Raw genomic sequence first — 15,519 nt, forward strand, 5'->3', positions numbered from 1 at the left:
GGTAAAAAATCACCGCCTAAATTGATTTGAAAGTTGCCAATTTTCTCTGGCACCGGTAACATTTGTAGCGCTTAACCGGTAAGAAAAAAAGTAAAACTTTCATAAACAAGTTCCGGGGGATTCTAACCATGTCGGATTTTGATCCTTTACCGCATATGCATGACTCCTTTATCGGGGGGTATAAAGGTTTAATATTATCCATTAAAAAGTAAATTGTAATTATGCGCTTTTGTACAATGCTGTGTCAACTACCTGTGAAAGATATAAAGTGGATGCAGGCCTGCTAACATAAAACAGGTTATCGTTTTGTGTGATGCTGTTGTTTATTGCAATGCGCCCCTTATCGTTAAGCCACCCCCATTTATTAAAATAATAAATAGCACTTGCAATATGGTATAAAGCCAGTTTGGAAGATTTATATGAGCCTTGCGCTAACGTATGGGTGATCTTAATTTTGGGATAGTACAGCGTAGACGAGATTTCGTGCATCCTTCGGCACAGATCAACGTCTTCAACATATAAAAAGAAATTCTCATCAAAGCCACCGCAGGATACCAAAGTTGAGGTACGGGTAAACATGAAACATCCGGGGAGGTTAGGAATGTTCATAATGGCCGAATAGTCTTTATCTGTTAAAATATAGCTATCCAGCTTTTTCTGAATAGCCGGTTTTAAAAAATTGGGGATAAACCTCCTGGCAAACAAATCAAAAGGAGTTGGCAACTTTCTGCAGAAATGTTGAATATCACCACTTGTGTTAAGGATAGTTGGGCTTATCAAACCAACTTCGGGGTTGGCTTCCATAAATGTAAAGGCGTTTTGCAAAATATCATGATTAAACTCAACATCTGAGTTCATGATTAAGTGATATTTTGAACTACCGCCGGCTTTGTTGATAGCAATGTTGTGCCCAGATCCATACCCGATATTTTTTCCGGTATAGATGTATTGGACGTTTTCAAAATTTGAAAACCAGCTTAAATCACTGTTGGCAGAGTTATCTATTAAGTAGATTTTTTTTCGAAGCGACGATTTGTTAATAAGGTTAAGTACGTTTTTTAACTCGTTTTCATTGGTATGAAATAAAACTATTGAGATAGTAATATCAAGCATTTTGAGTGTTGGATAGCATAAAATTTCATCATGATAATATTCCGGATCTTCATATTTAAGCAGTTTAGAGTTAGTTTTTTTAATGCAAAGTCTGTTCCCGCGCCGGAAAAATAATAACTTTTAATGATGTTTTTTTTATTTTTAGGTAAGTTTATGCTACTCAATCAGTTATAAAAAATCTTAATAGGATAAAAATGTAAATTATAGTAAATTTTGATAACCAATGACTATTTACTATACACTTAGTGCTGTTAATAGTACAAAAAGTGTCCTTTTTGTACTATAGCTTAAATTGGCAGATGGGCCGGTGGTGAAATATTACCGGTATTTGCGGGTTGCGATATCGCGTTCTTTCAGGCCTTCAAACAGGCCTTTTAAAATGGCTCCAAGTTTTGAAAATCTTTCTTTTTCCAATAGTACGGTGCGTGCGGTATCCAGGAAAAACACATACAGATCATTTAAAATAAAGCCGGGATAGTTTTTAAAATATCTTCGCCAAACAATTACCCTGTTCTTTGCGCCAAGGTATTTTCTTTGGGCCGAGTAATTGGTTGGCGACCACCGGCCGCCGCCGTTTTTCCGGTTGCCTATGCCGTGAATAATACATTGCGAGGTATCAACCAGGATAGTGTGATTTTTAACTTTTAAAGCCAGGCAAAACTCAACGTCGCAACCATCAATGATGAGCCTTTCATCATAATATAAATCTTTCGGCAGCAGGTTCATATTTATTATGGAGGCGCTGTTAATGGCAAACAACGCATTCAGTAAGCCTTCATCCGCACGCGGCCATACACTTTTAATTTTCCACTTGCTGATATCCATCATTACCCGCCCGGGATGCCCGGTATTCATATTGGTAAATCGGGGAGAGATCATTACAACGTGCGGATTGGCTTTTAATGCACTGATGAGCTGCGAGGTTACATGTAATGGCGGCTCGGTATCCTGGTCAAAAAGCTGCAGATAATCAAATCCCCTGTCGCGGGCCACTTTAAGCGCGATGTTGAGCGCGCCGGCTACGGCTCCTTCATTTTTGTTATAAACAATTTCGGTATTCGCGGGCCAGGATACGGTACTGTTCAATAAAGTACTCCCGGGCGAGTTATCGACGATCAACAAAAAAGAAACCTTTTCGGCAATAGCTTTACAGTTTTTCTCAAACTGATCGCCGGGATAAAAAGCCATTATACAGGCCAGCACATTATCGTTCATCATTTACAACGCTATTATGATCGCCATCGCCAAACGTTAAAAATAAGGCCGGGAGGCAAAGTACCAGAAACAATACAATATCAATTGAGGTTAGGGGAAACTCCCCGTTCCTGAACAGGTTAAAGGTTTTAAATGTCATATAGATCACCAACAGTTTTAATACCGGTGTCTTTTTTTGCCTGAACTCATTGGTTACCGATCTGATGATCATACCTAATACCAATAACATAATTACAGGCACAACCAACCCATACATATAGCTGATACCACCTATGCCCAACACCGGATTATTGGCATCATCTTTCCAGCCGGTTTGATTTTGCACATAGGCCGATGCTATGGTGGTTTTTAAAATATGCATCCTTACCGGGGTAACGCCTATAAAAGAGCCCGGAATATCGGGCGTATTATGCTGAATGATATAAGCGCTGTAAGCCATAGGCGACAACTCTTCAGAGTCGGATGCGAACATGGCCTGGTCATTATCCTGCAAACTCAAACGCAGCGCCAGTATAGATACCAATATGATACCTGTAATACTGCCTACAACAATTAGATAAGCCCGGCTGATCTTGTTTTTGCGGGTGAGGAGGAAAAAGCACAAAGTCATCAAACTAATTTCCCTGCGGCCTATAAAAAAGTAAAACAGCACAATGGTAAACATGGTTGCATAAACCGCTATCTTCAGCATAATGCCATCTCTTTTATCCAGCAATGCGTAGCCTATACATCCGCTCATGCCGAAAAAGAAACTTGCCAGCAGCTTTTGTTCAACCATATCGCCACCAACGCTTAGCATGGTTGCCGCCGGATCGCTTATCAGCGAACTGATAAAGTTGAGTTTGGCGTTGAAAACATAAAAGCAAAGCCAGCTTACCCCTATATAGCAAAGTATAACCAGCTTGCGCACGTAATGAGGGGTAATTAAACTGTGAAACCGAAGTTTGATAATTGGCGATACGGAGAAAATATAAAACAATAACAAGTTGAGTAATATGGCCGCCAGGCCAAACACCGGGTTAACCGTTAATGTATAAGTATAACCACCGGGCAGCAGTATATATCCTTTGGTTAGGATGCTGATAACTACAGGCAGCGAAAAAACGGATATGGTTAAAAAGGCGGCAGCCAGGGGGGGCTCGCTTTTTATTTTAGCAACAATTGGCAAATTAAGTAACCTCATTTTAACGCCCCCGTTCAATTATTAGTTTGATCTATACAGACTGATTATTATTCGAAATTTTAGCCGAACGCCCTTTTTTGAAATTGACAATTAGTGTTTTCATTTCATCGGCTATGGCCAGGGGGTTAAAGTACCCGGGCACAAAAAGCTTGTATCCTTTTTTGCTTAAATACCGGTTTAATACCAGTGCAATCAATGTTTCGGCAATGATCCACGACCAGGCACAACCCACGTAACCGTAAAAATTAATGATGATGATATTGAAAATAACGCTGAACAAACCGCCCGAAAACACAATGGTGAAATAGGCTTTATCCATTTTTAAGTTGACCATAGTTTGCAGGCCCAGAACGGTATTTATAAAAGATAACACCGGTACGATGGTTAAAATGCGGAAGATGACTACCGTGGCATCAAAGTTTTTGCCATAAAAGCCATGTATAATGAGGTTTGCAGCCAGGTAAAGAACTGCCGAAAAACCCAGCGAGGCATAAATAACGATTGGAAGCATGCGCTTTATTTGCTCAATACCCTTGTTAATATTTTTTGAAAATGATTCGGCTATGTAAGGGAACATAGCCTGCGATGTAGGCAGTGACAGCAATACCAGGAAAACAAACATGAGGCGCCACGCCGCAGTGAAATAACCGATGTGTTCTTTAGTTTCATAAAAACCAAGTATCACAATATTGGTATCGGTATATAAGTTTGTTGCCAACATCGAGAAAAAGATCATTCTGTCTTCCCAAAGTAAATCAAGTACGGTTTTAAACGGCACCTTTAATAGTTTGATTTTAAAGTGCCTGATAGCATACTGTAATGAAATTGCCGATACCAGGATTTGGCTCAGACTAAGGATGAGGGGCTGCCAGATGTAGTAGCTTTTTTGACGTATGATCACAACGATCAATACATTAAACAGCAACTTACTTAAAAAGTTAAATAACGCAACCTGGGTTAATTTTTGCATGCCCTGGTAAAACCAGTTTGGCGTTATTACCCACGATATGGCAATTAAAAAAGTATATATGGCAACTTTGCTTTCGTTGTATGAGTGGGATACAAAGGTGAGCGCCCCGAAAAAAATAAGTGTTGATACCGCAAACAAGATGCTTTTGGCATAAAGCACCTTGGTAAAATGCAGGTTCCGTTTTTCAGCGTTATCCCTTTCTATAGCAATAAAACGCGTGCCCGAGTAATCAAAGCCATAGTTAATAAGCAGCATAAAATAGGCTACAAACGAGCTGTAATAGTTTATTACGCCAAAGCTGTCAGGCCCGATAATTCTTACCACAATAGGGATAGAAATCAGCGGTAACACATAATTGGCTACCTGCACAATCCCCAGCGAAAAAATGTTTTTAATTAAATGTTTTTGCTCACTCATGCCTTTTGGTTTGCCCCGGTAATTTGGCCGGCGAGAGCAGGTTTTTAAGCGTTATAAAACTGGTTGATATAAAAAGTGCCAAAAAAAACCCCAAAACAACCCCTTTAATTTTTTTGATATGATCGTTTGAAAGCGGGAGCACCGGCTTATCAATAATTTGTATCAGGGGTACGTCCTGCCGCAAGGCTATTTTGGCAAGCTCCAGGTTTTTAATTACCTCACCATATACTGCCGAACTTGCCTGTACATCTACCTGCTTGCGCTGGCCTGTAACTTTCAGGGTTAACATTTGAGGATTGGCGTTAGGGGTAGCATCAGCCGCCGAGGCAACGCCGCCTATGGAGGCGTTCAATACTGATCTTACACTATCGGCCTGGTGCTGTAATACCACCATATTTTGATAGCTTTTTTTGGTTTTTGTTTGTACATAAAAATTGTTAACCATATCCACCAGGCGGTTATTAAACTCCCGGGCAAACAATTCGTCCTTATCGGTTACCTGTACAACAATGATGCTTAACTTTTTATCCAGCTTTTTTACATTTAATACTTTGGCATTGAATTTATCGCACAGGTCGGTAATGATACTGTCCTGGGTGCGGTTAAATTTGGCCGGGTCGCCTTTAAAATCGATCTGGTCAATCTGGTCTTTACTTTTCCATTTATGCCGCAGCTCATAAAAATCAATATAACGGTCAATAAGTAATTGCTTTTTACCGTTAAACTCGCTTTCGGTTAGTAGAGCCTTTTCAATCATGGTGCGTGATTTATATAACTCGAGGATGTTATCGCCCTGAAACAGCCCGCTTTCCGAATTCAGGTTGATACCTGCCAGCGAGGCCAGGCCCGAGTATTGACTCAGTGCGCCCATTTTGCTGTTCTCTTCCAATACAAAACTGCTTGTTGCCGTGTAATACGTTTTTTTGAAAGTGTAGGCGAAACCGGCTATGGCGCCAATTATAGCAATTATCAAAATTACAGACCACTTCTTTTTAACATACTTCCAGGTATCTCCAAGCCGACCGGCAAATTCACGCAGGGTGATCGCTTCATCGTTATTACTCGCTTTATTCATTTAAAAAGCTATTGAAATTTGCTGTTGACTTATTTATGTAAACTTAAAATCCCCAGGATCACTGCTGCTATTGATGCCAGGCCGGATGATAACCCGATAACTTCGCCGGCCGACAGGCCACGGTGTACAGGTTTTTTAGGAATGTAGATCTCGCTGCCCGGCTTAACCTCGGGATGCGAGTTAAAGAACAGAAATTTACTTGTTCCTTTAACCGTGCCGTTAGGGTAAACAACATAGGCACCTCTTTTTAATGCGGTAGGGCTGTAGCCGCCCGCGTTTAAAACGTATCCTTTAAAATCTTTGTGTTTATCATATACAACTGCGCTTGGAAATAGTACCTCGCCGTTAACCCTCACAATCTGTTGTAATTTCGGAATCCTGATAATGTCTCCGTCTTCCATAATGATATCGATGGATGAACCCGGTTTGGCAAGGATGTTTGCCAGATCGATCCCTACATAGTTATTTCTCAACTGCTGGTCAGTAGGGGTGTTGCTTGTCGAATCGCGAAAAGATTGTTTTAGTCGGTTCATCCTGGCGGTTTGTTCACGTGCGATGGCGGCAGTATCTACCCTGTTTTTGTCGACGCCCAAAATGGCAATGTTATCCCGTTTTAACGTACCTCCGTCAACATCTGCTGCTGCCGAAAGACCGCCCGCGCGGGTAATGATATCTGATATGGTTTCGTTCTTTTTCCTGATGGTATAATAACCAGGGTAAAGTACTTCGCCTTCAACCTTGATTGTTTTTTGAACTTCAAAACCGGGCAGGGTATAAACCGAAACCACATCAAAGGGTTTTAAAGTAAAGTGAGCATCAGCAAATCCCAGTTTAGGATCAATATCCACATTAAAAACCTGCGCTACGGCGCTGCTTTTTACCCTTGGGTCGCTGTCAAACACCCGGCGCGAAACTTCAATCCTTTTGGCGCTGGCCCCTTCGCTAAAGCCGCCGGCTTTAACAATTAAATCGGCTACCGACATGCTATCGGCATAAGCGAAAGTACCCGGTGCCCGAATCTCGCCTTTTATGGTTACCCGGTACTGGTCTCTTAGGCTAAATATCGACGAGATCTCGATAACATCTTCCCTTTGCAGTGCAAGATCTTTGGTTTTATTAATAACATCAGTTACGTTGAATGAAATCTGCTCGGTAGTATTATCAGGCTTAAGGCGTACAATGCTGCCCCGGCCCATAAAGGCGTCTTCTTTTAAACCGGCGGCTTTTTTAATTAATTGCGAAAGCGTTAAGCCCGCTTCCAGCTCATAATCGCCAGGCCTGAATACTGCGCCGTTGATGGTAACACGGTTTTCAAACCTGTTTAATACAGGCTCTACAAAATACTGATCGCCGCGCAGGGGGATGTAATTTTTATAGTCGGCTTCAAAAACATCGGTAAGTTTACGTTGCTGATCGCTTATTTGCGATACCTTGATGCGGGCGGTATAAGCGCTATCGGTAAAGCCGCCGGCAAAGTTGATCACATCCTGTAAGTTTTCGCCCGATAGTACCTCGAAGTAAGCCGAGATTTTAACCTGCCCAGACATGGCTACCCTGGTGCGGTAGGTAGGCACCCTAACTATATCCTGATCTTCAAGAGCGATATTATTTTTCTGATCGCCTTTAACGAGGAAATCATAAACATCCAGTCGTCTTAATATCCTGTTATTACGGATGATTTCTATTTGCCTCAAGCTTCCGTTATTATTGGTTCCGCCCGCCGCATATAAGGCATTAAAAACCGTAGCCAGCGATGGTAAGGTGTAAGTGCCGGGTTTTTCAAGCTGCCCAACCATGATCACCTTAATACTCCTGATATTCCCTAAGCTCACCTGCACATTTGTTCCGCGCCCAATGGCGTAGTTATTGGCAGCAAGCCTTGTTTTAATAGCTGTTGTGGCCTGTTCAATTGTTTTGCCGCCCACATTCAATATGCCCACGCCCGGAATGTTAATATTACCTTCGGGGCTAACTTCCAGTTTCCAGTTTACCAGCGAATGGCCGTATACATTGATGGTTAGCTGATCATCAGGCCCCAGTATATAGTTGATTGGTGTGGCAATTTTAAGATTAGGCTCAAAACTTGTGCTGCTGCTTTTAAAAAGATCGGCACCAAAAACAGGCAAACCGGTAGTTTGGTGTGTTTTTCCCTTGGTATCGTCTTTGTCCGGGCTGTAATTTAGCTTACGCGAAGTGCTTACCGTGGTATCGTTGCTGTTCAGGTTAATGCCGTTATTGTGTAAGGTGCTGATCCGCGATTTCAGTTTCGAGGCCTCGCTTTGCGACATGCCTTTGCTAAGCGCCTGCTGAACTATCTGGTCGTCGGTTAAACCATTGTTATGGGCTTGCTGCAATACCTGGTTAAGTTGTTGATCACTAAGGTTATCAATGTTAATGGTAGAAATATCAGGTATGTTTTGAGCGGTTGCTAAATCAGGTTTTAGGTAAAAAAACAATACTATTAAGAAAGACAGCAGTAAACGTTTACTCATTGTAGTTATATTAAACTATTAATAGTTTTTTTAAATTAATGCGAAAGTAATGTAATTAAATAAGAGAGGCAATTAGTTAATTGAATAATATGGGATTATTGCAATGCTTAGTATAACACGTGAATGCAGTTGATGTTTTTTGAGAAGTAAAATTATTACCGTCACATATTCAATCGTTAATAAATGACACTAAAACTGCAACAAAAAACCCCTCAAACGTAGCGTTTGAAGGGTTTTAGCGGTGTTTAATACCGTTTTTGTGGAGGCGGAGGGATCACAATCGAACCACTCATCCCGTTCCTGACCTTTTTAGATGGTTTAAAATTGTGATGATATTTTTATATTTATTCAGTTAACCAGAATTGAAAAAGGAAACGGGGGATGTCTTTTTATGGAATCACTATGAGGTTTAAAACATCTTCGAAAGTTAATAACTCATTAAAATAATCCATGTTTGTTAGTTGTTTGTAATAACTAATCCCTTCCTGTAATTGTGCTTTAAACTTACCCAGCTGTTTCTTTTTCTTATCCGTAATATTCAATAGGTACAATTTTATATCAGCCTTCAAATATTCAACATAAAGCTCGAGCTCTTTAACAAACATATGCGGGCGCTTTACCTTGTCCAACAGGTCAAGCTTACCATAAATATGTTTTACCATTTCGTCAAGCGTATACAGCCTGTTAAAATAGGCGAGGTTAGGACCGGGGCAAACAGCTACAGCAGTGTTTTCTTTAGGCTTGAGAATACCATTTTTAATATAGGCCGATGTGCACAAACCTTCACAAAGACAAATTTTTTCGGTTACTGTATCAATCTGTTGTTGCAGTTCAGCCGGTGGCAGGTTAAGCGAATTCAATTGCTTAATCTTTAAGTTTTGATATTCTCTTGAAGCGGTGCAAATTGGCTGATCAGTAAATTCAGTATTGGTAACCAGGTACTTTTTTGTGCAGGGACTGCCCGGTCGGTTTAGTTGCAGGCGTTTTAACCGCAGCTGCTCCATACTGTTAGGCCTGAAGTTATTGAAGAGGATTCCTAAAGGCGAAGCTCCGCTTACGTAAAAATCATCTGGTGATGCCTCTGCCAGTTGTATCAGCGTTTGCTCGTCAACATTGGTGGCTTCGGGCACAAGTAAAAACGGGCTTCCCCAACCTGTGGCATCCAACTGGTAGTGTTTCATTAAAAAACTATTTTCCTCGGCTGTACCGATGCCACCCTGAACAGTCAGGCGCTGTTGCGGGGCGGCCTCGCAACTGATACCTTTGGTTGCTAACGCACCCTGATATAATTGAAAAAGGTCATCAACCATTTCTGCCCGCTTTTCTTTAAACTCTTCCAATATCGGCCCCAGTAAAAAGCCTTCAGTGGCAAAGGCGTGCCCTCCACAATTCAGTCCGGATTCAACCCTGAACTCAGATACCCATAAACCTTTTTTTGCAAGGAATTTAGCCTGTATAAATGCCGAACGGAAATCGCTTACCTTAAGAATGATGCGTTTGGTGAAATGTCCGTCGTTATTTGGTAGAAATTCATCGAATGTTTCGAGATAACTATATAACCTTGGGTTCATTCCGGCTGATAGTATGATTGACGAATGCAGGTTGCTATTAACAAAGCCCCGTAGCGCGGCCAGTGCGTCTGTATTTTCGTCGCCAAGATAATTGCCATCGGCATCAAAATTCATTTTATCCACTTTCGACATAATATTTACGTCGATAGCGCCCGGTGTAATCATTTTGCGCAGGATATCCTGGAAAATTTGCCTGCCTTCATCGTCCGGATAATCCAGCATCAGATCGTAACCTTGCTTAGGCTGCGATGTATCGGGCAGTAGTTCAAAGTACCGGGTCATATCAGTTCCGGGCTCGAACGGTTCATTTTTTAACCGCTCAATTTGCTCGTCTACCAATTGACCTATCAGGTTTAGGTAGGCGGTAATACGCCTCGCGCGCGCATCCGGCTCCGATTTTGGGATAGGCACAAATGCCTGGTTGCTGTTTAAAGTATGATATTCCCGCATCCGCTCAACCAACTCATCATCAACAATCGAAATAACCGACGAGATGCCGTAGCGTGCTACTTTTAGTGGTGTATCAACAGAATATCCTAATCCTAATACAGGGATATGAAATGTATGGCTCATGTAGCTTTTGTTTTGACGGAACCAGTGTTCCGGCTGGCAAAACTATACAGTGTATCAACTTCAAAAATTGACCGATATCACATTTTTGGCAATTGCTCATCATTATTTATATAGCATTTATGGGGCAGTTTTGAAGTTGAAACTATCCCGGTATGAAAGGAAGCCAAACGCTCGAAAAAACAAGCTGCTACCATTGCGGCGACGATTGTACAACCCAAAACTATATACTTGAAGATAAACATTTCTGCTGTCAGGGCTGTAAAAGTGTTTATCAGTTGTTATCAGCCAGCCAGCTTTGTAACTACTATAATTATAATGACCATCCCGGTGCCACACGTGCCCGAACCGACAGGCGGTTTGAGTATCTGTCCGAACCATCGATAGTAAATAAGCTGATTGATTATACCGATGAGCAGGTTACCATGGTCACATTTTACATTCCGCATATTCATTGCAGCTCATGCCTTTGGCTGCTGGAAAAGCTGAATAGGATCAATCCCGCTATACATTATTGCCGGGTTGATTTTTTAAAGAAACAATTGAATATACGGTTCAGTCATCAGCAGATAAGTTTACGGCAATTGGTAGAATTGCTATATGATATTGGTTATGAACCGCTGATCAGTTTACAGGATGTTATTAAAAAACAAAATGCAACCGGTAAAGATCAGCTGGTGCAAAAAATAGCCGTTGCGGGGTTTTGTTTCGGTAACGTAATGTTGCTCAGCTTTCCCGAATATTTTGGTATTTCATTATACGAGCAGTCGTTCAAACAATTTTTCGGTTGGTTAAACGTGTTGTTCGGTTTGCCGGTGGTTTTTTACAGTGGCCGCGAATACTTTGTTTCGGCCTGGCAAAGCCTGCTTCGTAAATCGCTGAATATTGATTTTCCGCTGGCGCTGGGCGTCGCGGTACTTTTTTTAAGAACCGTTTTTGAAGTTTTTACGCACACCGGCGCAGGCTTTGCCGATACGCTTTGCGGACTGGTATTTTTTTTACTGGTAGGCAAATTTGTGCAAAAGAAAACCTATCACCATATCTCGTTCGAGCGTGATTACCGCTCTTTTTTTCCGGTAGCGGTAAATACTATGGCCGAAGGAGATGAAAAGCCCGTGCCGCTTTCAGATTTGCATACCGGTCATCGCATCCGGATCCGCAATAATGAGATCATCCCTGCCGATGCCATTTTGCTGAAAGGGCAGGCTTTGATTGATTTTAGTTTTGTTACCGGCGAAGCCCTGCCGGTTAGCAAAACCCTGGGAGAGATTATCTATGCAGGAGGCCGTCAAACCGGCGAAGCTATTGAACTGGAGGTGGTAAAGCCTGTATCGCAAAGTTACCTTACCCAGCTTTGGAACAACGAGGCTTTTACGCGTAAGCAGGATAACCGCATCCAAACCTTTAATCAAAAGGTGAGCAAATACTTCACCGTTGCTTTATTGCTGATAGCCATCGGCTCGTTATTATTTTGGCTGCCATCAGATATAAGCAGAGGGATAGCAGCCTTTACAGCCGTGCTTATAGTAGCCTGCCCCTGCGCGCTGGCATTGAGCACGCCATTTACCATGTCGGCCGCATTGAGCATTTTTGATCGCAACCTGTTTTACCTTAAAAACACCGCGGTTGTTGAACAACTGGCAGCCATCGATACCATTGTTATGGACAAAACCGGCACCATAACAACCGGCAATAACCAGTGCATTCAACTTAACGCGCAATTGAATGACAACGAAAAAGCACTTGTTTATAATATCTGCATGCACTCCAGCCACCCTTTAAGCCGCATGATTTGCCGTTACCTGGGCAACCATGAATGGGCTCCTGTAACAGGGTTGGCCGAAATTGCCGGCAAGGGCATAGTAGGGTTAGTTAAGGGCTGCCACGTTAGGATAGGAAGTGAACAGCATGTTGGCAGTTACAATAATACACCATCAGCAGGTACTAAAGTTCATATATCAATAGATGGTAATTATAAAGGATATTTTACCCTCGCCCAGCAGTACCGCGAGGGTTTGAAAAACATAAGCGCACTTGAAAAGGAATACGAAATGTTCCTTCTATCGGGCGATCAGGATCATGAGCGCTTTGAACTTGTTCGTTTTTTTAAAGATTCGGGCCGGTTGTTTTTTAACCAGTCGCCCCAGGATAAACTCGATTTTATCAACCGGATACAGCAGCATGGAAACAAGGTTATGATGATTGGCGACGGCTTAAATGATGCCGGGGCCCTTAAACAAAGTGATCTGGGCATAGCCGTAACAGATAACGTTAATAACTTTTCTCCGGGCAGCGATGCCATTATGGATGGCCGGTCATTTGCCAAACTGCCCGGGTTTTTAAAATTCTCTAAGGATACAGTCCGCATCATTCACGCATCTTTTGTCATTTCACTTACTTATAACCTTATCGGTTTAAGTTATGCAGTTACCGGTAAGCTTTCGCCCTTGTTTGCGGCCATATTAATGCCGGTAAGTACGGTTACTATCATTTCATTCACCAGTTTGGCTACGCATTTTGCCGCCAGGAAAAGGAAACTATCATGAGTATTATCTATTTTTTGATAGCCTGCAGCGTATTGCTTGCGCTGGTGTTTCTCACCGCTTTTTTCTGGGCTCAAAGAACCGGGCAAAACGAAGACCTCTATACGCCATCGGTAAGGATTTTATTAGACGATACGGACGATGCTGATCCTGAAAAGTGACCAGCATCATCATTTACACAAACACTCATCATTCTGCCGGTTAGCGCAAGACAATAGTTTTACACCATAATAAAGACACTTTATGCAGCCCGAAAAATTTTACTATGACAACAAGATTGTACGGAATTTTGGCATAGCCACCGTAATCTGGGGTATTATTGGGATGACCGTAGGCCTCATCGTAGCTATACAGTTGTATAGTCCGGCCGTGAACATGGGCAACCAATACACCACCTTTGGCCGTATCAGGCCGCTACACACCAATGCCGTGATTTTTGCCTTTGTGGGCAATGCCATTTTTATGGGCGTTTACTATTCGCTGCAGCGGTTATTAAAGGCACGTATGTTTAGCGATGCACTCAGCCGGATACATTTTTGGGGGTGGCAGCTCATCATCGTGTCGGCGGTTATAACCCTGCCCCTGGGGCTAACCACGTCGCACGAGTATGCCGAACTGGAGTGGCCTATTGATATTGCCATTACATTAATTTGGGTAGTATTTGGCATAAACATGTTCGGTACCATATTTAAACGCCGCGAACGGCATTTGTACGTGGCCATCTGGTTTTACATAGCCACCTTCGTTACCATAGCGGTGCTGCATATTGTAAATTCATTCGAGCTGCCGGTATCGGCCTTTAAAAGCTATATGGTATACGCGGGCGTACAGGATGCACTGGTGCAGTGGTGGTATGGGCATAATGCCGTGGCGTTTTTCCTAACAACGCCTTACCTGGGCATGATGTATTACTTTTTGCCTAAAATGGCCAACAGGCCCATCTATTCGTACAAATTAAGTATCCTGCACTTTTGGGCGCTGATATTCATTTATATCTGGGCCGGTCCGCACCATTTGCTGTACACAACTTTACCGGGCTGGGCACAATCATTAGGTGTTGCCTTTTCTATAATGCTGATTGCACCAAGCTGGGGTGGTATGATTAACGGCTTGTTAACACTTAGGGGCGCCTGGGATAAGGTACGTGATAATGTGATCCTGAAATTTATGGTGGTAGGCCTTACAGCCTATGGTATGGCTACCTTTGAGGGGCCCATGCTTTCGTTAAAACAGGTAAACGCCATAGGGCACTTTACAGATTGGATTGTAGCTCACGTACACGTTGGCGCTTTAGGCTGGAATGGCTTTTTAACTTTTGCCATTCTATACTGGCTTATTCCCCGCATTTATAAAACCGAGCTCTTTTCTAAAAAACTTGCCTCGTTCCATTTTTGGATAGGTACTTTGGGTATTTTGTTTTATGCCGTGCCAATGTACTGGGCAGGGTTTACGCAAGGTTTGATGCTTAAGGAATTTACGCCCGAGGGGATCCTGAAATATCCTGCATTTTTAGAAACCACCATGCGCATATTGCCTATGCATGTAATGCGCTCGGTTGGTGGCACCCTGTACTTGTTAGGTGTTATTATAATGGCTTACAACTTATGCCGCACTGCTTTGCAAGGCAAACTGGTGGCCAACGAACCGGCCCAGGCTATGCCGCTGCCCGTTTTAACTAAAACTGATCAAGAGGAAAAATGGTACAGGGTATTGGAGCGCAAACCCATACAAATGATGATTGCAGCGTTACTGGTAATATTGGTAGGTACTTTTATCGAGTTGATGCCAACATTAACCATATCATCAAACATCCCAACCATTGCTGCGGTAAAGCCTTACACACCATTGGAACTGCAGGGGCGCGATATTTACATCAGGGAAGGTTGCTCAAATTGCCACTCGCAAACGGTTAGGCCCTTTCGCTCCGAAACAGAACGCTACGGCGAGTACAGTAAGGCCGGAGAGTTTGTATACGATCACCCTTTTTTATGGGGCTCTAAGCGTACCGGTCCGGATCTGGCCCGCGAGGGGGGTAAATATGGCAACGCCTGGCACTACAATCACTTGATGGACCCGCGCCTGATGTCGCCGGGTAGTATCATGCCCAATTATGATTGGTTGTTAACGCAAAACCTTGATACGGCTACTACTGCCGCCAAAATAAAAGCCATGCGCACTCTTGGCGTTCCGTATCCCGAAGGTTATGAAAAAATGGCCAACCTCGATCTGCAAAAGCAGGAAAAGGAAATTGCCGATAATTTGTACAACGATCATATCAAGGTTAAAAACAACAAAGAGATCATTGCCGTGATAGCCTACCTGCAACGTTTGGGTACCGATATCAAAGCAAATAAAACCGCTGCTAAATAA

At 42.6% G+C, this 15,519-nt stretch carries 10 protein-coding genes; 3 read left to right on the forward strand and 7 right to left on the reverse strand.

The window, feature by feature from the left end:
* Positions 1-219: 219 nt before the first annotated feature.
* The 7 genes from HYN43_RS07385 to HYN43_RS07415 form a co-directional block, all read right to left on the reverse strand.
* Complete coding sequence (locus tag HYN43_RS07385) at positions 220-1,113, reverse strand: glycosyltransferase (protein WP_119408830.1); 894 nt, start codon at positions 1,111-1,113, stop codon at positions 220-222.
* A 318-nt stretch (positions 1,114-1,431) separates the two neighbouring features.
* Entirely contained in the window at positions 1,432-2,331 is a 900-nt protein-coding gene (locus tag HYN43_RS07390) for a glycosyltransferase (RefSeq protein WP_119408831.1), read from the reverse strand.
* A complete protein-coding gene (locus HYN43_RS07395) occupies positions 2,318-3,511 on the reverse strand; it encodes a hypothetical protein (protein ID WP_119408832.1) in 1,194 nt (397 codons plus the stop codon). The genes HYN43_RS07390 and HYN43_RS07395 overlap by 14 nt, the downstream gene beginning before the upstream one ends.
* A gap of 31 nt (positions 3,512-3,542) precedes the next feature.
* Entirely contained in the window at positions 3,543-4,898 is a 1,356-nt protein-coding gene (locus HYN43_RS07400; RefSeq protein ID WP_119408833.1) for a flippase, read from the reverse strand.
* Positions 4,891-5,973, reverse strand: a complete 1,083-nt coding sequence (locus tag HYN43_RS07405) for a lipopolysaccharide biosynthesis protein (protein WP_119408834.1) — start codon at positions 5,971-5,973, stop codon at positions 4,891-4,893. The genes HYN43_RS07400 and HYN43_RS07405 overlap by 8 nt, the downstream gene beginning before the upstream one ends.
* Positions 5,974-6,002: 29 nt before the next feature.
* On the reverse strand, positions 6,003-8,465 hold the full coding sequence (locus tag HYN43_RS07410; protein WP_119408835.1) for an SLBB domain-containing protein: 2,463 nt from the start codon (positions 8,463-8,465) through the stop codon (positions 6,003-6,005).
* Between the two features lie 389 nt (positions 8,466-8,854).
* Positions 8,855-10,609 (reverse strand): hypothetical protein, encoded by a 1,755-nt coding sequence (locus HYN43_RS07415; RefSeq protein WP_119408836.1) that lies wholly within the window; start codon positions 10,607-10,609, stop codon positions 8,855-8,857.
* Positions 10,610-10,761: 152 nt separating this feature from the next.
* Here HYN43_RS07415 and HYN43_RS07420 point away from each other — a divergent pair, with 152 nt between their 5' ends.
* From HYN43_RS07420 to ccoN, 3 genes are all read left to right on the forward strand, one after another.
* Positions 10,762-13,152, forward strand: coding sequence for a heavy metal translocating P-type ATPase (locus tag HYN43_RS07420; protein ID WP_119408837.1), 2,391 nt, complete (start codon positions 10,762-10,764; stop codon positions 13,150-13,152).
* Entirely contained in the window at positions 13,149-13,310 is a 162-nt protein-coding gene (ccoS, locus tag HYN43_RS07425) for a cbb3-type cytochrome oxidase assembly protein CcoS (protein ID WP_119408838.1), read from the forward strand. Before HYN43_RS07420 ends, ccoS begins: the two co-directional genes overlap by 4 nt.
* An 82-nt stretch (positions 13,311-13,392) precedes the next feature.
* Positions 13,393-15,519, forward strand: coding sequence for a cytochrome-c oxidase, cbb3-type subunit I (gene ccoN / locus HYN43_RS07430; RefSeq protein WP_119408839.1), 2,127 nt, complete (start codon positions 13,393-13,395; stop codon positions 15,517-15,519).

It is taken from the genome of Mucilaginibacter celer (genome assembly GCF_003576455.2).
Classification (GTDB): Bacteria; Bacteroidota; Bacteroidia; order Sphingobacteriales; family Sphingobacteriaceae; genus Mucilaginibacter; species Mucilaginibacter celer.